Source organism: Blattabacterium cuenoti (assembly GCF_014252095.1).
GTDB classification, from domain to species: Bacteria; Bacteroidota; Bacteroidia; order Flavobacteriales; family Blattabacteriaceae; genus Blattabacterium; species Blattabacterium cuenoti_F.
Map to the genome: position 1 here is coordinate 441,269 of NZ_CP059210.1, position 22,264 is coordinate 463,532.

20 protein-coding genes and 1 tRNA gene are annotated in these 22,264 nt (G+C 26.7%); 14 read left to right on the forward strand and 7 right to left on the reverse strand.

Features of this window, described 5'->3' with window-relative positions; translation table 11 throughout:
- Positions 1 to 11: 11 nt before the first annotated feature.
- Positions 12 to 1,757 (reverse strand): ABC transporter ATP-binding protein, encoded by a 1,746-nt coding sequence (locus H0H45_RS02185; RefSeq protein WP_185866438.1) that lies wholly within the window; start codon positions 1,755 to 1,757, stop codon positions 12 to 14.
- Positions 1,758 to 1,849: 92 nt separating this feature from the next.
- Here H0H45_RS02185 and nusB point away from each other — a divergent pair, with 92 nt between their 5' ends.
- From nusB to H0H45_RS02205, 4 genes are all read left to right on the forward strand, one after another.
- Positions 1,850 to 2,791, forward strand: a complete 942-nt coding sequence (nusB, locus tag H0H45_RS02190) for a transcription antitermination factor NusB (protein WP_185866439.1) — start codon at positions 1,850 to 1,852, stop codon at positions 2,789 to 2,791.
- Between the two features lie 63 nt (positions 2,792 to 2,854).
- Positions 2,855 to 3,184: a preprotein translocase subunit YajC gene (yajC, locus tag H0H45_RS02195; protein WP_185866440.1), complete on the forward strand. Its 330-nt coding sequence runs from the start codon at positions 2,855 to 2,857 to the stop codon at positions 3,182 to 3,184.
- The gene (gene coaE / locus H0H45_RS02200) at positions 3,181 to 3,798 is read left to right on the forward strand and encodes a dephospho-CoA kinase (protein WP_185866441.1); all 618 of its coding nucleotides are present in this window, start codon (positions 3,181 to 3,183) and stop codon (positions 3,796 to 3,798) included. The genes yajC and coaE overlap by 4 nt, the downstream gene beginning before the upstream one ends.
- Positions 3,782 to 3,889 (forward strand): 30S ribosomal protein THX, encoded by a 108-nt coding sequence (locus tag H0H45_RS02205; protein ID WP_185866442.1) that lies wholly within the window; start codon positions 3,782 to 3,784, stop codon positions 3,887 to 3,889. Before coaE ends, H0H45_RS02205 begins: the two co-directional genes overlap by 17 nt.
- Positions 3,890 to 3,892: 3 nt before the next feature.
- Here H0H45_RS02205 and H0H45_RS02210 read toward each other — a convergent pair whose 3' ends face one another.
- Entirely contained in the window at positions 3,893 to 4,585 is a 693-nt protein-coding gene (locus H0H45_RS02210) for a zinc metallopeptidase (protein WP_185866443.1), read from the reverse strand.
- A gap of 107 nt (positions 4,586 to 4,692) precedes the next feature.
- On the opposite strand from H0H45_RS02210, the gene H0H45_RS02215 reads away from it, so the two are divergent.
- On the forward strand, positions 4,693 to 5,982 hold the full coding sequence (locus tag H0H45_RS02215; protein WP_185866444.1) for an NAD(P)/FAD-dependent oxidoreductase: 1,290 nt from the start codon (positions 4,693 to 4,695) through the stop codon (positions 5,980 to 5,982).
- On the opposite strand, the gene H0H45_RS02220 is transcribed toward H0H45_RS02215, so the two are convergent.
- On the reverse strand, positions 5,969 to 7,027 hold the full coding sequence (locus H0H45_RS02220; RefSeq protein ID WP_185866445.1) for a chorismate-binding protein: 1,059 nt from the start codon (positions 7,025 to 7,027) through the stop codon (positions 5,969 to 5,971). The genes H0H45_RS02215 and H0H45_RS02220 overlap by 14 nt on opposite strands.
- Positions 7,028 to 7,034: 7 nt before the next feature.
- Complete coding sequence (locus tag H0H45_RS02225) at positions 7,035 to 7,463, reverse strand: PaaI family thioesterase (RefSeq protein WP_185866446.1); 429 nt, start codon at positions 7,461 to 7,463, stop codon at positions 7,035 to 7,037.
- Positions 7,464 to 7,702: 239 nt separating this feature from the next.
- Between H0H45_RS02225 and H0H45_RS02230 the strand changes: the two genes are divergently transcribed.
- The 8 genes from H0H45_RS02230 to H0H45_RS03150 all read left to right on the forward strand — a co-directional run bounded on the left by H0H45_RS02230 (position 7,703) and on the right by H0H45_RS03150 (position 14,921).
- Positions 7,703 to 8,245 (forward strand): isopentenyl-diphosphate Delta-isomerase, encoded by a 543-nt coding sequence (locus H0H45_RS02230; RefSeq protein WP_185866447.1) that lies wholly within the window; start codon positions 7,703 to 7,705, stop codon positions 8,243 to 8,245.
- A 19-nt stretch (positions 8,246 to 8,264) separates the two neighbouring features.
- Positions 8,265 to 8,675 (forward strand): 6-pyruvoyl trahydropterin synthase family protein, encoded by a 411-nt coding sequence (locus tag H0H45_RS02235; RefSeq protein WP_185866448.1) that lies wholly within the window; start codon positions 8,265 to 8,267, stop codon positions 8,673 to 8,675.
- On the forward strand, positions 8,665 to 9,771 hold the full coding sequence (gene gcvT, locus H0H45_RS02240) for a glycine cleavage system aminomethyltransferase GcvT (protein ID WP_185866873.1): 1,107 nt from the start codon (positions 8,665 to 8,667) through the stop codon (positions 9,769 to 9,771). Before H0H45_RS02235 ends, gcvT begins: the two co-directional genes overlap by 11 nt.
- A 144-nt stretch (positions 9,772 to 9,915) precedes the next feature.
- Positions 9,916 to 11,160 carry an MATE family efflux transporter gene (locus H0H45_RS02245; protein WP_238785197.1) on the forward strand — a complete coding sequence of 415 codons (1,245 nt, stop codon included), beginning with the start codon at positions 9,916 to 9,918 and terminating at the stop codon, positions 11,158 to 11,160.
- A gap of 101 nt (positions 11,161 to 11,261) precedes the next feature.
- On the forward strand, positions 11,262 to 12,899 hold the full coding sequence (locus tag H0H45_RS02250) for a DEAD/DEAH box helicase (RefSeq protein WP_185866449.1): 1,638 nt from the start codon (positions 11,262 to 11,264) through the stop codon (positions 12,897 to 12,899).
- 5 nt (positions 12,900 to 12,904) lie between these two features.
- Positions 12,905 to 13,984, forward strand: a complete 1,080-nt coding sequence (gene aroC, locus H0H45_RS02255; RefSeq protein ID WP_185866450.1) for a chorismate synthase — start codon at positions 12,905 to 12,907, stop codon at positions 13,982 to 13,984.
- A 53-nt stretch (positions 13,985 to 14,037) separates the two neighbouring features.
- Entirely contained in the window at positions 14,038 to 14,748 is a 711-nt protein-coding gene (miaA, locus tag H0H45_RS02260) for a tRNA (adenosine(37)-N6)-dimethylallyltransferase MiaA (protein ID WP_262887303.1), read from the forward strand.
- Positions 14,749 to 14,753: 5 nt separating this feature from the next.
- Entirely contained in the window at positions 14,754 to 14,921 is a 168-nt protein-coding gene (locus H0H45_RS03150) for a hypothetical protein (protein WP_262887304.1), read from the forward strand.
- Here the strand turns inward: H0H45_RS03150 and H0H45_RS02265 are convergent.
- Positions 14,881 to 14,956, reverse strand: a tRNA-Val gene (locus tag H0H45_RS02265). The genes H0H45_RS03150 and H0H45_RS02265 overlap by 41 nt on opposite strands.
- A 29-nt stretch (positions 14,957 to 14,985) precedes the next feature.
- On the reverse strand, positions 14,986 to 16,233 hold the full coding sequence (locus H0H45_RS02270) for a bifunctional folylpolyglutamate synthase/dihydrofolate synthase (protein WP_185866451.1): 1,248 nt from the start codon (positions 16,231 to 16,233) through the stop codon (positions 14,986 to 14,988).
- A gap of 111 nt (positions 16,234 to 16,344) precedes the next feature.
- Between H0H45_RS02270 and glnS the strand changes: the two genes are divergently transcribed.
- Positions 16,345 to 18,003 (forward strand): glutamine--tRNA ligase, encoded by a 1,659-nt coding sequence (gene glnS / locus H0H45_RS02275; protein WP_185866876.1) that lies wholly within the window; start codon positions 16,345 to 16,347, stop codon positions 18,001 to 18,003.
- Here the strand turns inward: glnS and rpoC are convergent, their stop codons facing one another.
- Positions 18,004 to 22,233, reverse strand: a complete 4,230-nt coding sequence (gene rpoC / locus H0H45_RS02280; protein WP_185866452.1) for a DNA-directed RNA polymerase subunit beta' — start codon at positions 22,231 to 22,233, stop codon at positions 18,004 to 18,006.
- Positions 22,234 to 22,264: the final 31 nt, after the last annotated feature.

The window sequence follows — 22,264 nt, forward strand, 5'->3', positions numbered from 1 at the left end:
CTGAAATTATTCTAAATAATTTTTTTTTCAAAAAAAATATTAGGATTTCCTATTTTAGATATTTTTCCATTTTTTAAAACAATAATAAGATCAAAATCAGATATATAAGAAAGATCATGCGTGATAATGATAATAGTACTATTTTTCATATCCTCTTTTATATAACGAATGATTGATCTCCTAGTTTTTTGATCTATAGCAGAAAAACTATCATCAAATATAAGAATACTTGGATTTCTTATAATAGCTCTGGCTATACATATTCTTTGCTTCTGACCACCAGATAAGGTAATTCCTCTTTCTCCTATAACAGTTTTGTAGCCGTCTTTAAAATTAAGAATGTCATCTTCTATCATAGCCTTTTTCGCAGCATCATAAACTTTACAAGGCTTCGCTTTTTCTACACTACCTAAGGCAATATTATTATAAATAGAATCCGAAAAAAGAAAGGATTCTTGAGGAACGTAACCTATTTTACTTCGAAAATTATAAAGATCATGATTCTTCAAAGATAAATTATCAATAAGAATTTCCCCTTTATAAGGATCATATAAACGAGATATTAATCTTCCTATAGTTGTTTTTCCAGATCCTGTTTCTCCAGTCAATATTAAAGTTTTTCCCTTTTGGATAGTAAAAGATACTTTACTTATAGTTTGAGTAGGTTGTTCTTTTCTATTATAATAAATAAAGCTAACATTTTTAAATTGAACTTTTCCAAAAATTTTAGTTTTTATTAAATTATTATCATGAAATATTTCAGGCGTTTCTTTTAAAAATTCATTAATACGTATTTGTGATACTTTCGCTCTTTCCACAATAGAAACCACCCATCCTAGAATAATAAAAGGAAAAATTAAAACATTTATATACGTAAAAAATTCTGCAATAGTTCCTATTTCTTTTATTTCTCCTTGAAAATATTTTTTACCTCCAAAAAAAAGAATTAATAAATGACTTGTTCCAATAAGAAAAATGATAACAGAAGATAGAATGGTATCAATTTTTGCCAATTCTATATTTTTCTTTTGATATTCCAATATCACTTTTCTATGTTTTTCTTGAAAAAATTTTTCAGATACAAATGATTTAATTATTTGAATCCCGGAAAAAGTTTCTTGCATAAAAGAACAAATAATAGATTGATAATTTTGTACCTCTTCACTTTTTTTAGTTATGTAAATACTTATATAGTAAATAGAAACAAAAAGAATAGGTATAGGTAATATTACGTAAAAAGTTAATGTTCTATCTATACGAAACATTTGTATGAGAACCATTAAAAATAAAACTACAAGATTGACAAAATACATAATTCCTGGGCCCATATACTGTCGGATAAAAGAGACATCTTCCGTAAGACGATTCATTAAATCTCCTGTTGAATTTTTTCTATAAAAAGATAAATTAAGTTTTTGATAATGCGAAAATATTTCATTTTTTATATCAAATTCAATCATCCTAGATGTAGTAATAATACATTGCCTCATGTGATATTTTACAAATCCACCTATGATTGGAATTATTAGTATTATACCTGTGTAAATACAAATCTCCATTTCTAAATTTGAATAAATCCTTGTATCATGTTTTGAAAAACTTATGAAAATATTTTTAATGGTATTAATAGATTTTCCTATATATGGAATAGGTAATAAAGTTAAAAAATTAGATACTAAAATTAGTATAAACCCCATGCATAAACGTGATCTATATTTACGAAAATATTTCTTACTAAAAGATAGTAAACCCCCCATACAAAACACAAAATTACAAACTTTTTAAGTTTCACTTTTTATTTATATAATTGCAAGAATTGCAATACTTACGTTTTTTATAAAAAAAATCTATGCCATTTAAAAAAATATTAATTAGGCGATATTTCAGAATAAGAAGTTTGCAATTTTTATATGCTCAGCATTTATCTAAAATGGATTCAAGTAAAGTAGAAGAAAATATGCTTCGAAGCATTGATGAATTACATGATTTATATATATCTCTTCTTCATTTGATATTAAAAATTAGAGATAAAGCATTAAAAATAAATCAATTTTTACCTAAAGATCAAATTAGTCCGGTGCAAAAAATTGCATATAATTCTGTAATAAAAATATTATCTAATAACAAACATCTATTGGAATATGATTACAAAAAAAAAAATTCTTCAAAAATTTTATGGGAAAAACAAGATCATTATGTTCTTTGTTTATTAAAGGAGATTCAAGAATCAAATTTTTCGGAGATTCAAGAATCAAATTCTTCTTTTGAAAAAGATAAAAATTTTCTTATTAAATATTACAAAAATATTGTAATTCCTAATAAAAAACTGATAGAATATATAGAAGATCTGTATATAAATGGATCCAATGACTTATATATAGCACATATAATGGTATGTAAAACTTTGCAAGTTATTCAATTATCTACTCCAAAAAATTTTAAATTGTATAATATTTATAAAAACGATGAGAATAAAAAATTTCTTGTGAATTTATATAGAAATACAATTTTTCATAAAAAAAAATTTAATGAATTAATTAACCATATTTCTAATAATTGGAATATAGAACGGATAGCTATAATTGATTTAATTATATTACAAATGGCTATTTGTGAATTTTTATACTTTCCAAGTATTCCTCCAAAAGCCACTATGAATGAATACATAGAAATTGCAAAAATTTTCTGCATGGATAAAAGCAAAACTTTTATTAATGGAATTCTAGATCAAGTATTTAAATTGTTACATAAAAACAATAAAATTTTTAAAGTAGGAAAAGGATTAAAGTAATTAATTCAATTCTTATGTTTATTCATTTTATTTATTATTATTTATAGAATTAATTTTTAATTTATGTTTTCCATACTACAACAAAATCCTCTAACAAATACTCTTTGGATGTTTGCTTTAATATTTATTGTATTTTATTTTTTCATGATACGTCCCCAAATACGAAAACAAAAAATAGAAAAGAAATTCCAAGAAAATATAAAAAAAGGAAATCATATAGTTACGAGTTCAGGAATACATGGAAAAATTATAGAAGTCACAAATCACTTCTATATATTAGAAACCATTGTAGGAAAAATAAAACTTGAAAAAAATACTATATCTAAAGAATTAACTCAATTACGTTATGGAGATACTTTTAGTCCAATAACCTCTAAAATAGAAAAAAAATGAAATATTTTTTAATAGGAATTACTGGAAAAATGGGCTCTGGAAAAAGTTTATTTTCCTCTTTTTTTGAAAAAAGAGGAATTCCTGTTTATTCACCTGATAAAAAAGGAAAAATATTAATGAACAACATCGAGAATATAAGAAAAAATATTATAAAGTTCTTTGGAAAAAAATCTTATGAAAAAAATAGAATCAATACAAATTTTTTATCTGAAAAAGTATTTAGAGATCCTATAGCGTTAAAGTTTTTATGTTCCATTATTCACCCTTGGGTTTTTTTAGATTTCAAAAATTGGATCTTATCTCAAAAAAAAACTTTATATTTCATCAAAGAATCTGCTATTTTATTTGAAAGTGGCGCCTATAAAAACTGTAATTTAATTATAACTTTAACTTCTCCCGTAGAAACAATGATTGAAAGAGTTATGAAAAGAGATAATTTAAAAGAAGATCAAATTTTGAATCGTCTTAATATTCAAATTTCTAACAAAAAGAAAATAAAAAATTCTAATATAATCATTGAAAATATTCAAGATATTTCTTGTTTAGAAAAGACAGCAAAAAAAATACATAAAGAAATTATTTCAAAAATTTATAAAGATGGGAAAAGGAGATAAAAAAACTAGAAGAGGAAAAATAAGAAATAAAACATATGGAAATCTTCGTCCAAATCCGAGAAATGCAAGGAATAAAAAAAAGAGTAACTAATCACTAGTCATCTTTTTTATCACTAAAAATAGACATAAAATATATCAATTGAGCTAAACTTCCCAATGCTGAAATTACATAAGTCATAGATGCCCATTTCAGAGAATCTTTTGCAGTATCATACTCTTGATAGGAAACTATATTTTTAGTTTTTAACCAATTTAAAGCCCTTCTACTTGCATCAAACTCTATTGGAAGAGTAATAAAGGAAAAAATCACAGCTAAGGAAAACAAGCCAATTCCTAATTGAAGAAGAAAAGCATTCTTTCCTCCTGAACCATAGAAAATCGCAAGTCCAGACATGAGCACTAAATTCGTAAATTTTGAACTCAAATTTAAGATGGGAACCAACTGATTTCGTAATTTTAACATATTATAACCTAACTTATGTTGCAAAACGTGACCACATTCATGAGCTGCTACTGCAGCTGCAGCTGCAGTTTTTTCATGATAAACCCTTTCACTTAAATTAACTGTTCCATTCATAGGATTATAATGATCTGTTAATTCCCCCTCAACAGATATAACACTTACATCATAAATTCCATTATCAGTTAACATTTTCTCTGCTATTTCTTTTCCACTCATGTGATTGTTCAAATACAATTCAGAATAAATTCTAAATTTATTTTTTAATATTTTACTAAAAATAACACTAACAAAAAATGTTACCCCTACAATCCAATAATAAGTCATAAAAAATACAGATCTATTTTTTTATTAACAAAATTATTAATTTATTAATTAAAATGAAAATATAATTTTTATAAATTTATAAATTCATAAACGTCAAACATACAACCATGAATATCCCAACAGTCAATAATCTAAAAAGAGTCGTTATTATTGGTGCAGGATTTGCTGGTTTACAAGTTGCAAAAAAATTGAAAAGGGATAAGTTTCAAGTGGTACTTATAGATAAAAATAATTACCACACTTTTCAGCCTTTATTATATCAGGTAGCTACAGCAGGATTAGAACCAGATTCTATTGCGCATTCTATTAGAACGATTATCAAAAAAACGAAAAATTTCTTTTTTAGATTAGCTCATGTTCATTATATCAATACAGAAAAACAAAAAATATATACAAATGTTGGATGCTTATTTTATGATTATTTAATTATGGCTACTGGTTCAGTTACCAATTATTTTGGAAACAAAAATATTGAACATTTTGCTTTACCTATGAAATCTATACCAGAAGCTTTAAATTTAAGAAGTCTTATCTTACAAGACTTTGAATCTGCTTTACTTACTAAAGATTATAAAGAAAGAGAAAGACTTATGACTTTTGTGATTGTTGGTGGCGGTCCTACTGGAGTAGAATTAGCAGGCGCACTAGCAGAGATGAAAAAATACGTATTACCAAATGATTATCCAGATTTGGATATAAAACGTATGAATATTCATTTATTGCAGGCGACTTCAAGATTATTAGATGGAATGTCTGAAACTTCTGCAAAACAAGCTTTTAAAAATTTAAAAGAATTAGGAGTTAATATTTGGTTAGATTGCTTAGTTAAAGATTATAACGGAAAAATTGTTTTTATAGATAAAAATAAAAACATAGAATCTGCTAACGTTATATGGGCAGCAGGAGTAAAAGGTGCTATGATAAAAGGATTTCTAAAAGAAGACATGGAAGGAAAAAGAATTTTGGTGGATAATTATTTGAAAACTTTAAGATATAAAAATATTTTTGCTATTGGCGATATCGCTTATATGATTAAAAATAAATCTTATCCAAATGGACATCCTATGATGGCTCAACCAGCTATTCAACAAGGAAATTATTTAGCGGATAATTTTAATTTTTTTCTAGAAAAAAAACAAATTAAACCTTTCCGATACAAAAATTTAGGAACTATGGCCACTATTGGAAGAAATAAAGCAGTATGTGATTTTCCATGCTTTAAATTAAAAGGATTTTTAGCTTGGATTGTTTGGATGTTTGTCCATTTAGTTAGTTTAGTGGGGTTTAGAAATAGAGTTATCGCTTTAATGAATTGGGTTATTCAATATTTTCATTATAATAAAAGTGTAAGACTTATTATAAGACCATTTCACAGAAAAAAAATTAATCAAAAATAAATTGAGAAAGAATGTTTTTGAATTTATTTTCTGTTTCTGTATATTCTTTATTCGTTTCACTATCCTTTGTAATTCCGCTTCCTGCATATAAAATAATTTCTTTTTTTTCCATTTTTATTTTTCCACATCTCAAATTAAGATATAATTCTATTTTACTTCCTCCATCATAAACAGGACCAAGATAACCTGCATAAAAATTTCTTTGATATCCTTCATATTTTTGTAAATATTCTAAAGAATTATTCTTAGGAAATCCACATATAGAAGGTGTAGGCGACATATCGCTTAATATTTTAAAATAATTCTTTTTCTCCAAAAAAGAAAAACTAATAGGAGTTTCTAAATGGTGTAGATGCCCTATATTCAAAATTCTAGTTTTTTCAATACAAAGATTTCCAGAAAATTTCTTAAAAAAATTAAGAAAATATTTTATTACTATATGATGTTCTTCGATTTCTTTTTTAGTCCATTTATGGTTTCCCCAAATAGTCCCAGCTAATGCTACAGTTTTTAACTTTTTATCATGACATTTAACTAGTAACTCCGGAGAAGCTCCAATCCAAAAACCATGATTCAAGTCATACCATAAAGTTATAAATGCATTCGGATATGAATAAATAAGTTTTTGAAAGGTTTTTTTCAAGTAAAAATTTTGAAATGGAATTTTAATACACCTAGATACAACTATTTTTTCTAAATTTCTATTCTTTTTTATAGTTTCAATAGATTTTTCAATCAAATTCTTATATTTTTTCGAATAAATTAATAAAGAAGTTTCCCTATTTTTCAATGGAAAAATGAAATTATTCATTTTTTTTTGATTTTCTATATTTATAAAAAAAATTTTTTTTGTATAAATTTTTATAATACAGTTTTGATCAAAACTGACAATGAGGAAAAAGTTATTTTCTTTTTTAGATTTCTCTTCTTGAGAAAAAAAATATATTTTTTTTTCATAGGGTTTTTTAAACAGTACAAAACTTCTATTGTTCCAATAATTTTCAATTATTTTTTTATATAAGTTGATCACATTTATTTCTACCATTTTATAGTTATTGTTTTTTTTTTGGAATTATTATATTAGTCATTTTGCAATAACTAATCTTTTCCTTTTTTTCATTGTAAATACTAATTTGAATGAAATGAATAGTTTTTCCTTTATGAATTATCTTTGCTTTCGCAAAGACTATACCTTTCATAACTTTTTGTATGTGATTTGCTGAAATTTCAATATTAAACACATTAAAAATGTTTTTATTTACATTTATGATAGACAGAGAACTTCCAACACTTTCAGCTAAAGCTATTGTAGCACCACCATGAAGAAAACCTATAGGTTGTAGTTTTTTTTTGTTGACGGGCATTTTTGCCACTAAAAAATTTAATCCTAAATAGATATATTTTATTTGAAGAGTATTCATCAATGTATTTTTTCTTAAACTATTTAACTCTTCTAATATTTTTTTATTTTTTTTTTCCATTTTTTTAATAAAATCCCAACGTCATTACTTAATAATACGTCTCCATAATAAAATTTTGTTTTTTTTTTCATTTTCAACGAATCAAATGTATATAAAAAAATAAAAGATGAATTTCTATTTAATAGTAATAAAAGATTTTATTACTATATATAAATGATGTATAAAAAGAACTTCAATGAAGGTTTTCAAAAAATATATTCCCATACTAATACGTACATTTGCCCGTTAAAAAATTAACCATGGAAAAAAAAAAAGAGGATTTTATTCCTTTATTAGGAATAAATAATAAGATTATCGGTTTTGAAAAAAAAGAAAAAATTCATAAAAAAGGCTTGTTACACAGTGCGGTGTCTGTTTTTATTTTTAACGAAAAATCTAAAAAAGATGAAAATAAGTTGTTAATGTTGCAAAAAAGATCTTCAGAAAAATATCACTCTTCACTTTTATGGGCAAATACCTGTTGTAGTCATCCTAAAAAACACGAATCTGTTTTGACAGCTGCACATCGTTGTTTAATAGAAGAAATGGGATTTGATTGTTTTTTAGAAAAAAAATTTTGTTTTACCTATTATGAATTATTAAATAATGGATTAATAGAAAATGAATTAGATCACGTATTTGTAGGATATTACGCTTATTCTCCTGTTATTAATTCTAAAGAAGTAAATAATTGGAAATGGATTACTCTAAAAAAATTAAGAAAAGATATTCAACTTGATCCGAATTCTTACACTATTTGGTTAAAAATTATTATTAATAATTATCTAAAAAAATTAATTTAGATTTATAAAAAAAAATTAGATGAAAGTAACTATAAGTAGAAAAGGATATTTCAGTGCAGCACATAAATTATACAATTCTAAATGGGATTATCATAAGAATATTGAAGTGTTTGGAAAATGTGCTTATTTAAATTATCATGGACATAATTATGAATATATAGTAAGTCTTACAGGAAAAATAAATTCGGAAACTGGATTTGTTTTCAGTTTACAAAAATTAAAAAATCTTCTTTGTGAAGAAATAGAAGAACTTTTTGATCACAAAAATATTAATCTCGATATTAAAGAGTTTTCTATAACTAATCCTACTGCAGAAAATATTGTCATTTTCTTGTGGAATCGAATAAAAAAAAAAATATCGTCTAACTTACATTTAAAAATAACTTTGTATGAAACTAAAAATAATTTTGTAGAATATGATGGATCATAATGTAAAAAAAACAGTTCTTTATAAGAATCACATAAAATTAGGAGCAAAAATGATTTCTTATTCGGGTTTTTATATGCCGCTTCAATATGTGTCTTCATTAATAGAACATATGACGGTAAGAACAAATGTTGGAATTTTTGACGTAAGTCATATGGGAAAATTCATTTTAAAAGGAAAAAATTCTCATAAGTTTCTACAATATTTCACCACTAACGATCTGTCTAATATAAAGACCGGACAAGCTCAATACTCTTGTTTCATTAATCAATTAGGGGGAATTATAGATGATTTAGTTATTTACAAAATTTCAGAAGAAAAATTTTTACTTATAGTTAATGCGGCTAATATTGATAAAAATAAAAAATGGATAAATGATCATTTAAATCACCAAGATTTAACATTTATAGATTTATCTCAAGAATATTCTCTTTTAGCTATTCAAGGACCAAAATCTTTATCTTCTATTCAAAAATTAACGAATATTTCTTTATCTAAAATTCCTTTTTATTATTTTGAAATAGGAAAGTTTTCAGAAATAGATGATGTTTTGATATCTCGTACAGGATATACTGGATCTAAAGGAGTGGAAATTTTTATCCGTAATAAACATGCAGAAAATATTTGGAATGAAATTTTGAAAATAGGAGAATCTTTTCAAATAAGACCTTGTGGTATAGCCAGTAGAAATTCTTTAAGATTGGAAATGGGATATCGTTTATATGGTCAAGAATTATCTGAAAAAATAACCCCTATAGAAGCTGGATTATCTTGGATTACAAAGTTTAATAAAAAATTTATAGGAAGAGAAATATTGTGGAAACAAAAAAAAGAAGGAAACTATAACAAGTTTATATCTTTTCTTGTAGAAAAAAAAGGAAAAATACCTAGATCAGGATATGTATTAAAAAATGCAAAAAATTCCACAATTGGAATAGTAACTTCTGGAGTATATTCTCCAGTATTAAAAAAAGGAATAGGATTAGGATATCTAACAAAAAATAATTGTGATTTAGATAAAAATTTTATTTTTGTTTCAATCAGAAACAAAAATATTCCTATTCAAATAGTAAAACTCCCCTTCCTAAAAAAAATATAGAAATATCTTTTGTATTTCCTTACCTCAACCATAATAATATAGAAAATAACATATTTACAACATATTAAAAAAAATTTTTTATTAGTTATTCCTATTTCTTTTACTCAATTAGGAGTCATATTTGTTGGTTTTTCTGATAATGTAATGGTAGGTTTTTTAGGAAAAAAAGCTTTGGCCTCAGTTTCTTTAGCTAATGCCGTTTTTTTTATTATTATCATATTTGGACTTGGAATTTCCACCTCTATTTCTTCTTTGATAGCATCTTTGGATGCTAAAAAAGAATATAAAAAAGGAGCCATGGTTTTTTATCATGGTTTAATTCTTAATTTCTTTTTGTCAATTCTTATGTATGTGTTTATACATATTTTTTTCTATGTTATTCCATATTTAGGACAACCTAAAGAAATTTTAAGTGATACCATATCTTTTTTAAGAATTATAGCTTTATCTTTTATTCCATGGATGGTCTTCGAAGTTTTTAGAAAGTTCTCAGAAGGATTATCTTTAGTTTTTCCTAGCCTAATTATTACTTGGATTTCTGCTTTTATCAATATAATATTAAATTATTTGTTTATCAACGGATTTTATGGTTTTCCAAATTTAGGAGTAAAGGGAATAGCTTATGCTACTCTTATTTCTCGTATAACTATGCTCATAGGTCTTTATCTTCTATTATATAAGTATAAAAAAGTCCGTATTTACTACAACTATTTTCATTTTCTTTTTAAGAAAGAATATTTTGAAAAAATCTTGAAAATAGGAATTCCTTCTGGACTACACATGTTATTTGAAATGAGTACTTTTTCTATATCTTCTTTTATCACTGGAAAATGTGGAATTAAAGAATTAGCTGCACATCAAATAGTAATTAGCCTTGTTTCTTCTACTTTTCTTTTAAATACAGGATTTTCTGTAACAGCAACAGTAAGAATAGGAAATCAATTAGCATTAAAAAATTATTCTGAATTAAGAAAAATAGGATGGTCTGTTATATTTATGGGAATGATATTTATGTTCATATGTAGTTTTTTCTTTATTTTATTTAGAAATCACATTCCATATGTATATGTAAAAAACGACCATGAAGTTTTTCGTATAGCAAAAAAAATGATTATCATTGCTAGCGTTTTTCAATTATTTGATGGATTACAAGGAATACTTCTCGGTGCATTGAGAGGAATACAAGATGTCAAAATTCCTATGTGGATAAGTTTTTTTTCTTATTGGATTATTGCATTACCCATAGCATGGATTCTTTCTATATATTTTAAAATGGGTGGTGGCGGAGTTTGGATTGGATTAGGAACAGGACTCACTATTTCTGCTATACTACTGATGATAAGATATGAAATTATAACTAATAGACTCATAAAAATGAATAATAATTGAATCTTCATTAAAGATTAAATATCTATATTTGTCAGAGTATGTATAATTATGTATTAATGTTGAAATCTTAATTAAGTGTTCTTAATTAATTTCATTTTTTTATGAAAACATTCAAAGAATATAATTTTTTAAATGATAAAATTATTCGAGCTTTAGAAGATCTAGGAATAAAAACTCCTACACCTATACAAAAAAAAGTTATTCCCTATTTATTAAAATCAGAAAAAGATCTAATAGCATTGGCGCAAACTGGAACTGGAAAAACAGCTGCTTTTGGTTTGCCTATCATACAAAAAATAAATTTAGAATTCCGTTTCCCTCAAGCATTAATTTTATGTCCTACAAGAGAACTTTGTATACAAATCACACGTGATCTTTTCCGTTTTTCTAAATATGTTTCATTAATCAAAATTATCCCTTTGTATGGAGGCGTTAGTATTGAGAATCAAATATTATCTTTACAAAAAAAAACTCACATTATTATCGGAACTCCAGGTAGAATTATTGATTTAATTGAAAGAAAAAAACTACATTTATCCGATATAAAATATTTAGTCCTTGACGAAGCGGACGAAATGTTAAATATGGGTTTTAAAGAAGAATTAGATTCTATTATAAAAAAACTACCGAAAAAAAGACAAAGTCTACTATTTTCTGCTACGATGTCTAAATATATGAATGGAATCGCACATGATTATTTAATAGATCCTATAGAAATTATTACAGGAAAACGAAATTTCGCATCTGACGATGTGAGGCATATCTATTACATAGTGAGTAATCAAAACAAATATCTTGCTTTAAAACGTATTGTAGATATCAATCCAGATATTTATGGAATTATATTTTGCAAAACTAGAAAAGAAACTAGAGAAATAGCTGAATCTTTAATAAAAGATGGTTATAATGCTGATGCACTTTATGGAGATCTCTCACAATCACAACGGGAATCCGTCATGAACAGGTTTAGAAATCGAATTTTACAATTTCTTGTGGCAACAGATATAGCATCTCGTGGGATAGATGTAAATGATGTGACTCATGTCATTAACTACAATATTCCAGATGAAAGTGAAATCTATGTACATAGAAGTGGTCGGACAGGAAGGGCAGGAAATACTGGAGTTTCTGTTTGCATTATTCATTCTAGAGAAACTAAAAATCTACGAGAATTTGAAAAAAAAATAGGAAAAAGTTTTGAGAGAATCATGATTCCTTCTGGAGAAGAAGTCTGTGAAAAAAAACTCTTTCATTTTATAGAAAAAATAAAAAAAGTAGTAGTAGATGAACAATCTATGAAAACATTTCTTCCAGAAATCCAAAAAAGATTGGAATTATTTGATCGAAAAGAATTAATCAAACGTTTCTCTTGGATAGAATTTAATCGTTTTTTTTCCTATTACAAAAACTCTAAAAATCTAAACAATTCTATTTCTTCGTACAAAAAAAATTATTCTTCAAAAAAAAAATTCCTTTTCAAAAGCTTAAAAAAAGTAAAAAAAGAATCTTTTTCAAAACTTTTTCTCAATATAGGATATAAAGATAATCTAACAAAATTAGGCCTGATTCATTTAATCAATCAATCCGTTCGTAATTCACGTGTTAATATTGGAAATATAGAAATATTATCCAACTTTTCTTTATTTGAAGTAGAAAAACGTTATCAAAAAAAAATATTAATAGGTATGAGTAAAATCCATCACTTTGGAAGACCTCTTTCTATAGAAATAAAAAATTAAAATTTATGGCTGGTAATATTTTTGGGAATTTATTTAGAGTGACTACTTTCGGAGAAAGCCATGGAAATGCTTTAGGAGGTATTATTGATGGATGTCCCGCTGGAATCGAATTGAATTTTGAAGAAATTCAAAATGAATTAAATAGAAGAAAACCAGGTCAATCCTCTATTGTTACTCAAAGAAATGAACCGGATAAAGTAAATTTTCTTTCTGGAATTTTGGATAATAAAACTACAGGAACTCCTATTGGATTTATTATCTTCAATAAGGATCATCAATCAGAAGATTATAGACATATTCAAAATATATATCGTCCTTCTCATTCAGATTTCACCTATGAAAAAAAATATGGAATAAGAGATTATAGAGGAGGCGGGCGTTCTTCTGCACGTGAAACAATATGTAGAGTAGTAGCTGGTTCCATTGCTAAACAATTAATAAAAGACATAAAAATTACATCTTATGTTTCTTCCGTGGGAAACATATCTATAAAAAAACCTTATCAAGATTTGGACTTATCAAAAATAGAAGAAAACTCTATCAGGTGTCCTGATCCATATGCTGCAGAAAAAATGATATCTCTAATCCGTAAAATTCAGAAAAAAGGAGATACCATAGGTGGGACTATAACCTGTGTTATAAACAATGTTCCAGTAGGAATTGGAGAACCTGTTTTTAATAAATTACATGCTGAATTGGCAAAAGCTATGCTTTCTATTAATGCTGTCAAAGGCTTTGAATATGGTAGTGGATTTTTTGGATCTGAATTGACTGGATCTAAACATAATGATTTATTTAATAGTGATGGAAGCACTAAAACAAATTTTTCAGGAGGTATTTTAGGCGGGATATCAAATGGAATGGATATTTACTTTAGGATAGCATTTAAACCTGTAGCTACAATAATGCAAAAACAAAAAACTATAGATAAAAAAGGAAATTTGGTTCTTATGGAAGGAAAGGGAAGACATGATCCTTGTGTACTTCCTCGTGCTATTCCTATTGTAGAATCTATGACGGCATTAGTTTTAGCTGATTATTGGATGTATAGAAAATTATCTAAATATTCTTCAATAAGGAATTGAAACCTTATTTTCTAATTTTTATTTTAGGTCCAACTGGTGTTGGAAAAACGTCTATGTCCCTTTTTTTAGCAAAGAGATTAAAAACTGAAATTTTATCTTGTGATTCTAGACAATTTTATAAAGAATTAAAAATAGGATCTTATAGGCCTACTATAAAAGAACTCCAATCTGTCCCACATCATTTTATAGGACATTTAACTATTCATCAATCTTATAATGCTAAACGTTTTGAGAAAGATTCATTAAAAAAAATGAAACAATTATTTAAAAAATATTCTATTTTAATTATGGTAGGAGGGTCTGGATTATATGAAAAATCGATCACAGAAGGTTTATCGGATATTCCAAATATTGATTTGAATATTAGAAATAATCTAATCTATCATTTTAAAAAAGAAGGAATTTTTTTTCTTCAAAAAGAAATTCAAAAATTATCCCCAATTCCTACCAATATAGATATGAATAATCCAAGACGTTTGATAAGATATCTAGAAATAGTTAGATCTACAGGAAAAAATCCTTCTTTCTTTTTTCAGAAAAAAAATTTAAGATTTTTTTCCACTTTAAAAATTGGATTAACTTTACCAAGAGAAGAAATTTATATCCGAATAAATAATAGAGTAGAAAAAATGATTCAAATGGGTTTATTAGAAGAAGCTAGTAGACATTATTCTTACAGATATTTAAATAGCTTAGATACCATAGGGTATAAAGAAATTTATGATTTTTTATCTAAAAAAAAAAATCTCTCCATGAAACAATAGAAGAAATAAAAAAAAATACCAGAAAATATGCAAAAAAACAATTGACTTGGTATCGAAAAGATCCTTCTATTACATGGTTTCATCCAAAAGATGAAGAAAAAATATTGTATTTTATTTTGAACAAAGTAAAAATGGGCAATACTGGATTTGAACCAGTGCCCCCCTGCTTGTAAAACAGGTGCTCTAAACCATGCTGAGCTAATTGCCCTAAAAAGATCTTCAAATGTAAAGAAAAATTTATAAACTTAATAAAACTTCAGATACAGTAAAAGTACTCCCACTTATTAAAATTAGATCTTTTTTTTTAGCTTGAAATTTTGCTGATAAAAAAGCTTTCTTTACAGAAGGGTAAAAAAACATTTTTCTATTATTTTTAAACATTTTTTTGACCAAAATTTTTAAATTTTCTATTGAAAATTTTCTTTCTATATTAGGTTGACAAAAGTAATAAAATGCTTCAATAGGAAAATATTTTAATAATTTTTCTACTTTTTTTTCCCTTACAAAACCTAATACTAAATGTAAATTTTCATATGATTCTTTTTTCAATTGTTGATTGATCATTAGAATCCCTTCTTCATTATGAGCTATATCACAAATGATTTTTGGATTATCTCGTTTTAAGATATGCCAACGTCCTTTCAAATTAGTATTTTCAATAACTTTTTTTAATCCGCTTTTTATAGATTCATTAGAAACTAATATATTTTTTCTTTTTTGTAAAATGTCTATAGTTTTTAAAACTATGATTCTATTCAAATTTTGATAATCTGCTTCAAAAGGAATTTGATATTTGGAATAATCTTTTACATAATTTGAGAAATATATTGGAGCATTTTTTTTTAAAGCTTCTTTAAAAAAAACAAATTTGATTTCTTGAGAAATCCCGCTTCCAATTATGACCGATGTGTTTCTCTTTATAATTCCTGCTTTTTCCAAAGCTATTTTGGATCTATCATTTCCTAATAATTCTGTATGATCTTCACTAATATTAGTAATAATGGAAATTTCAGGATTTATAATATTAGTGGAATCTAAACGTCCTCCCAATCCTACTTCAATAATAGCTAGATGAACTTTCTTTTTCTTAAAATATTGAAATGCTAAAGCTGTATTCATTTCAAAAAATGACATTTTTTCTTTTTCAATAATTTTCTTATTTTCTTCAATAAAATTAATAATAAAATCTTTTTCTATTAAAAGACCATTACAACTGATTCTCTCTCTAAAGTCTATTAAATGAGGAGAAGTGAATAAACCTATGTTATATCTTTCTTCTTGTAATATAGAAGATAACATATGTACTGTTGATCCCTTTCCGTTAGTCCCTCCAACATGAATGCTTTTAAAAAAATTTTGTGGATTTCCTAAATAAGAACAAAAAAATTTCATTCTTTTCAAACCAGGTTTATAGGATTTTAATCCTGTTTTTTGATAAATGGGAAGACGATTAAAAATCCATTGAATAGTTTCAGAGTAATTCACTAAATATAGAAATTTAATAATATGACAAAATTAGATTTTTTTTAAAAAATTCATTAAATTTATCGAGGATCATTATTACACTCTGAAATAATAAAAACATATTTACACTTTATCGAAAAAATTATAGAAGGAGATTTAAAAAGAGGTTTCCCTATTGAAAAAATTAGATTTCGATTTCCTCCAGAACCAAATGGCTTTCTTCATATTGGACATGTTAAAGCTATATATTTGAATTTTGAATTAGGAAAAAAGTATAAAGCTCCTGTCAATTTAAGATTTGATGATACAAATCCTATTGGAGAAGAAAAAAAATTCATAGAATCTATCAAAAAAGATATCAAATTTTTGGGATTTGAATGGGATCAAGAATGCTATGCTTCGGATTATTTTCAAAAACTTTATGAATGGGCTGTAGAGCTTATTAAAAAGAATAAAGCTTATGTAGATGATCAACCTAAAGAAATCATAAAAAATCAAAGAAAAACTCCTTTTGAAGAAGGAATAAACAGTTTCTATCGTAATAGATCTGTAAATGAAAATTTATATTTATTCGAAAAAATGAAAAATGGAATTTTTGAAGAAGAATCATGTGTCCTCAGAGCTAAGATCAATATGAAATCATCCAATATGAACATGAGAGACCCAATCATGTATAGAATTTTGAAAAAAAAACATCCTCGTACTAAAAATGAATGGTGTATTTATCCTACTTATGATTGGACCCATGGTCAATGTGATTATATTGAACAAATATCTCATTCTTTATGTTCTTTAGAATTTGAAAATAGACGTCCATTATATAATTGGTATCTAGATCAAATTTTTGAAAAAAATAATAATAAAATCAGGCCAAAACAAATAGAATTTTCAAGGCTAAATTTAAGTCATACCATAACTAGTAAAAGAAAAATACAATACTTGATTGAAAAAAATGTGATTTCCTCATGGGATGATCCACGTATTTTAACAATATCTGGATTGCGTCGTAGAGGATACACATCTTTAGCTATAAAAAATTTTATTCAAAAAATAGGAATCACAAAAAGAAAAAATCTTATTGATACCTCTCTTTTAGAATTTAGAATTAGAGAGCATTTGAATAAAATTTCACCTAGAGTTATGGTGGTATTAAAACCAATAAAATTAGTCATTGATAATTATTCTATAAATTCTACTGAATGGCTAGAAGCAGATAATAATCCAGAAAATCAAAAATATGGATGTAGAAAAATCCCTTTTTCAAAATTTTTATATATTGAGGAAAATGATTTTCTAGAAAAAAAAGTAAAAAAGTTTTTTAGACTTTCAATTGGAGATGAAGTAAGACTTAAAAATGCTTATATCATTAAAGCAAATTTTGTAGTCAAAAATTCTAATGGAAAAATAAAAGAAATACATTGTACTTATGATCCAAAAAGTCAATCTAGAAAAAGAAACAAAAATGAAAATAAAAAAAGAGTAAAAACTACTATACACTGGGTTTCTATAAAACATTCTATTCCTATAAAAATATATCTATATCACCAACTTTTTTCAATCAAAAATCCAGAAAAAGAAAATTTTAAAGAACACATAAATTTAAAATCTATGGAAAAGATTGTTGCCTATGCAGAACCGTCCTTACAAAAAGCTAAAAAAGGAGATCGCTTTCAATTCCAAAGAATTGGGTATTTCTATGCAGATGTCGATCTAAATAATAATAAAGAAGAAGTCATTTTCCATAAAACAGCTTTTCTTAAAGATCAATGGAAAAAAATAAATAACAAGTAATTAAAAAATTTCTACATCCGTATTTTCATATTCTCTTAATCCAGTTCCTGCAGGTATTTTATGTCCTACAATTACATTTTCCTTTAATCCATACAAATGATCAGTTTTACTGCTTATAGCTGCTTCACTTAGAACTTTAGTAGTTTCTTGAAAAGACGCTGCAGATATGAAAGATTTAGTCTGCAAAGCGGCTTTGGTTATCCCTTGTAATATAGGTCTTGCAGTAGCTGGTATAGCATTTCTAGTTTTCATCAATTTCTTATTTTTATATTTTAAAACAGCATTTTCATTCCTCAAATCTCTATAACTAATCAAATCTCCAGATTTAAAATTTTGAGAATCTCCAGGAGATTCAACTATTTTCAGTTGAAATATTCTATCATTTTCTTCTATGAAATCATCCTTATATTCAATATTTCCTTCTAAAAATTTGGTATCTCCTACTTCAATCACTTCCACTTTACGCATCATTTGCAAAACAATCACTTCAAAGTGTTTATCGTTAATTTTAACACCTTGTAAACGATATACTTCTTGTATTTCTTTTACCAAATATTCTTGAACAGCTCTTGGACCCCTTATATTTAAAATATCATTCGGAGTAACTGCTCCATCGGATAAAGGCATTCCTGCTTTTACATAATCATTCTCTTGAACTAGAATTTGATTAGAAAGTTTTACTAAATATTTTCTAATTTCTCCCGTTTTAGATTCTACTATAATTTCTCTATTTCCTCTTTTTATTTTTCCATGACTGACTATTCCATCCATTTCTGATACTACAGCTGGATTAGAAGGATTACGAGCCTCAAATAATTCAGATAAACGAGGTAATCCTCCTGTAATATCTCCAGAAGACTTAGCGGATCTCCTGGGAACTTTAACTAAAATTTTTCCTACTTTTATTTTTTCTTGATCTTCTACCATTAAATGAGCACCTACTGGTAAATTATAAACCTTCAATTCTTTATCATTTTCATCCAAAATTTTTAATGTAGGTATTAAATTTTTATTTCTTATTTCTGTAATAACCTTTTCTTGAAATCCAGTTTGTTCATCTATTTCTACTTGAAAAGTCATCCCCTGTTCTAAATGTTGATAAGAGATTTTTCCAGCATACTCTGCAACAATAACTGCATTATAAAGATCCCACTGGCAAATTTTATCTCCTTCTTTTAACTCATCCTGATGTTTAACATATAAAGTAGCTCCATAAGGAATATTATTAATCATTAAAATGGATGACTTGTTCTTATTAAATAGTTTCATTTCTGTAGAACGAGAAACCACAACTCCAACTTTTTCTCCAAAATCATTTTCAGTTTGAACAATTTTTAAATCCTCAAATTCTATAATTCCATCAGATTTTGCTCGTATCTGTGAAGATTCTGTTATATTTCCAGCTGTTCCCCCAACATGAAAAGTACGTAAAGTTAATTGGGTTCCTGGTTCTCCAATGGATTGCGCTGCGATAACTCCTACTGCTTCCCCCTTTTGAACTATTTTTCCTGTAGATAGATTACGCCCATAACATTTAGAACAAATCCCCATTTTAGCTTCACAAGTCAGAGGAGATCGGACTTCAACAAACTCTATTCCAGATTTTTCAATTAATCCTGCAATTCGTTCATCAATTATTTCTCCAGAACAAACTATTAATTCATTGTCTTTTGGATGAAAAAGATCGTTTAAAGATACACGGCCCAAAATTCTATCAAATAAAGTTTCAACTACTTCTTCGTTTTTTTTCAATGCTGATATTTCTAAACCACGTAACGTATTACAATCTTTCATTTTTATAATTACATCTTGAGCTGCATCTACTAAACGTCTTGTCAAATATCCTGCATCTGCCGTTTTCAATGCCGTATCAGCTAATCCCTTGCGAGCTCCATGAGTAGATATAAAATATTCCAAAATAGAAAGTCCTTCTCTAAAATTAGATAAAATAGGATTCTCAATGATTTCTCCACCAGAAGATCCTGCTTTTTGAGGTTTAGCCATTAATCCCCGCATTCCAGAAAGCTGGCGAATCTGTTCCTTGGATCCTCTTGCTCCAGAGTCTAACATCATATATACGGGATTAAAACCATGTCTATCTTCACGCATATGCTTCATTACTTTTTCTGTTAACATAGCATTTGTATTTGTCCATATATCAATAACTTGATTATAACGTTCATTATTTGTTATTAACCCCATATTATAATTCATTTTTACATTGTCTACTTGTTTTATAGCATAATTTACCATGTTTTTTTTATCACTTGGAATAATTATATCTCCTAACCCAAAAGAAAGACCTCCTTTGAAAGCATTATAAAACCCTAATTCTTTAATGTCATCTAAGAATTTTGCCGTGGTAGGAACATCTGTTAAGTGCAAAATTTTTCCAATAATTTCCCTTAAAGATTTTTTTGTAAGGGATTCATTAATAAATCCTACTTGTTTAGGAACAACTTGGTTAAATAAAACTCTTCCTACAGTAGTTTCTATCAATTTATCCAACAAAGTTTCTTTCTTTCGAACACTCACTTTCACTTTGATTAAAGCATGTAATTCCACCACATTTTGATTATATGCTATTTCTACCTCTTCCGGAGAATAAAAAATAAGTCCTTCTCCTTTTACTTTTTTGGAAACTAAAGGTTTTGTCATGTAATATAAACCTAATACCATATCTTGAGATGGAACGGTGATAGGAGAACCATTAGCAGGATTTAAAATGTTCTGAGAAGCCAACATAAGAAGTTGAGCTTCTAAAATAGCTCCAGAAGATAAAGGAAGATGAACGGCCATTTGATCCCCATCAAAATCTGCATTAAAAGCAGCACAAACTAAAGGATGTAATTGAATTGCTTTTCCCTCTATTAATTTAGGCTGAAAAGCTTGAATCCCTAATCTATGTAAAGTTGGTGCTCTGTTCAACAAAACAGGATGTCCTTTTAATACATTCTCCAAAATATCCCAAATCATGGGATCTCTTTTGTCTATAATTCTTTTAGCAGATTTTACAGTTTTTACAATACCTCTTTCAATTAACTTTCTTATAACAAATGGTTTATAAAGTTCAGCGGCCATATCTTTAGGAAGTCCACACTCCTGTAACTTTAAATGAGGTCCTACTACAATAACTGAACGAGCAGAATAATCGACTCTCTTTCCAAGAAGATTTTGTCTAAAACGACCTTGTTTTCCTTTTAAAGAATCCGATAAGGATTTTAAAGGACGATTAGCTTCAGATTTTACTGCAGATAGTTTTCTGGAATTGTCAAAAAGAGAATCTACAGCTTCTTGAAGCATCCTTTTCTCATTTCGTAAAATAACTTCAGGAGCTTTAATTTCTATAAGCCTTTTTAAACGATTATTTCTAATAAGAACACGACGATATAAATCCGTCATATCAGAAGCCGCATAACGACCTCCGTCTAGAGGAACAAGAGGACGTAATTCAGGAGGAATAACAGCTAAAATATGAATAATCATCCAAGAAACATTTCCTCCATTTTTTTTCCCCTCTCTAAAAGATTCTACTACTTGTAAACGTTTTAAAGCTTCTATACGTCTTTGTTTAGAGGTTTCATTATGAGCTTGATTTCTCAAATCAAAAGATAATCTATCTAAATCTAAACGATTCAAAAGATCTTCTATACACTCAGCCCCCATCTTAGCTATAAATTTTTTAGGATCCGTATCTTCTAAATAAAAATTTTCTTTTGGGAGTTTATTTAAAATATATAAATATTCCTCCTCTGTAAGAAAATCTCCTTTTTGAAACAAGGTTCCATCTGAACGAGTAGCCACACCTCCCTGAATGATCACATATCTTTCATAATAAATAATCATATCAAGTTTTTTAGATGGCCATCCTAACAAGTATCCTATTTTATTAGGTGAAGAACGAAAACACCAAATATGAACCACGGGAACTACCAAATTAATATGCCCCAGACGTTCTCTTCGTACCTTTTTCTCGGTTACTTCTACTCCACATCTATCACAAACAATTCCTTTATAACGGATTCGTTTATATTTTCCACAAGCACACTCATAATCCTTGACTGGACCAAAAATTCTCTCACAAAAAAGACCATCTCTTTCTGGTTTATGAGTTCTATAATTGATTGTTTCCGGTTTTAAAACCTCTCCATGAGATTCTTTCAATATAGCTTCTGGAGAAGCTAATCGAATAATAATCTTATTAAATTTGTTATTTTTTTTTCTACTCATTCTTTCATAAAATATATGAAACTGAAAATTT

Excerpts from the sequence above, each read along its gene's own strand:
- H0H45_RS02215 (WP_185866444.1), top strand. The coding sequence starts at position 4,693 with ATGAATATCCCAACAGTCAATAATCTAAAAAGAGTCGTTATTATTGGT.
- nusB (WP_185866439.1), top strand. The coding sequence starts at position 1,850 with ATGCCATTTAAAAAAATATTAATTAGGCGATATTTCAGAATAAGAAGT.
- H0H45_RS02185 (WP_185866438.1), bottom strand. The coding sequence starts at position 1,757 with ATGGGGGGTTTACTATCTTTTAGTAAGAAATATTTTCGTAAATATAGA.
- gcvT (WP_185866873.1), top strand. The coding sequence starts at position 8,665 with ATGGATCATAATGTAAAAAAAACAGTTCTTTATAAGAATCACATAAAA.
- aroC (WP_185866450.1), top strand. The coding sequence starts at position 12,905 with ATGGCTGGTAATATTTTTGGGAATTTATTTAGAGTGACTACTTTCGGA.
- coaE (WP_185866441.1), top strand. The coding sequence starts at position 3,181 with ATGAAATATTTTTTAATAGGAATTACTGGAAAAATGGGCTCTGGAAAA.
- yajC (WP_185866440.1), top strand. The coding sequence starts at position 2,855 with ATGTTTTCCATACTACAACAAAATCCTCTAACAAATACTCTTTGGATG.
- H0H45_RS02235 (WP_185866448.1), top strand. The coding sequence starts at position 8,265 with ATGAAAGTAACTATAAGTAGAAAAGGATATTTCAGTGCAGCACATAAA.
- H0H45_RS02210 (WP_185866443.1), bottom strand. The coding sequence starts at position 4,585 with ATGACTTATTATTGGATTGTAGGGGTAACATTTTTTGTTAGTGTTATT.
- H0H45_RS02245 (WP_238785197.1), top strand. The coding sequence starts at position 9,916 with ATGGTAGGTTTTTTAGGAAAAAAAGCTTTGGCCTCAGTTTCTTTAGCT.
- H0H45_RS02230 (WP_185866447.1), top strand. The coding sequence starts at position 7,703 with ATGGAAAAAAAAAAAGAGGATTTTATTCCTTTATTAGGAATAAATAAT.
- miaA (WP_262887303.1), top strand. The coding sequence starts at position 14,038 with ATGTCCCTTTTTTTAGCAAAGAGATTAAAAACTGAAATTTTATCTTGT.
- H0H45_RS02220 (WP_185866445.1), bottom strand. The coding sequence starts at position 7,027 with ATGGTAGAAATAAATGTGATCAACTTATATAAAAAAATAATTGAAAAT.
- H0H45_RS02225 (WP_185866446.1), bottom strand. The coding sequence starts at position 7,463 with ATGGAAAAAAAAAATAAAAAAATATTAGAAGAGTTAAATAGTTTAAGA.
- H0H45_RS02250 (WP_185866449.1), top strand. The coding sequence starts at position 11,262 with ATGAAAACATTCAAAGAATATAATTTTTTAAATGATAAAATTATTCGA.
- H0H45_RS02205 (WP_185866442.1), top strand. The coding sequence starts at position 3,782 with ATGGGAAAAGGAGATAAAAAAACTAGAAGAGGAAAAATAAGAAATAAA.
- rpoC (WP_185866452.1), bottom strand. The coding sequence starts at position 22,233 with ATGAGTAGAAAAAAAAATAACAAATTTAATAAGATTATTATTCGATTA.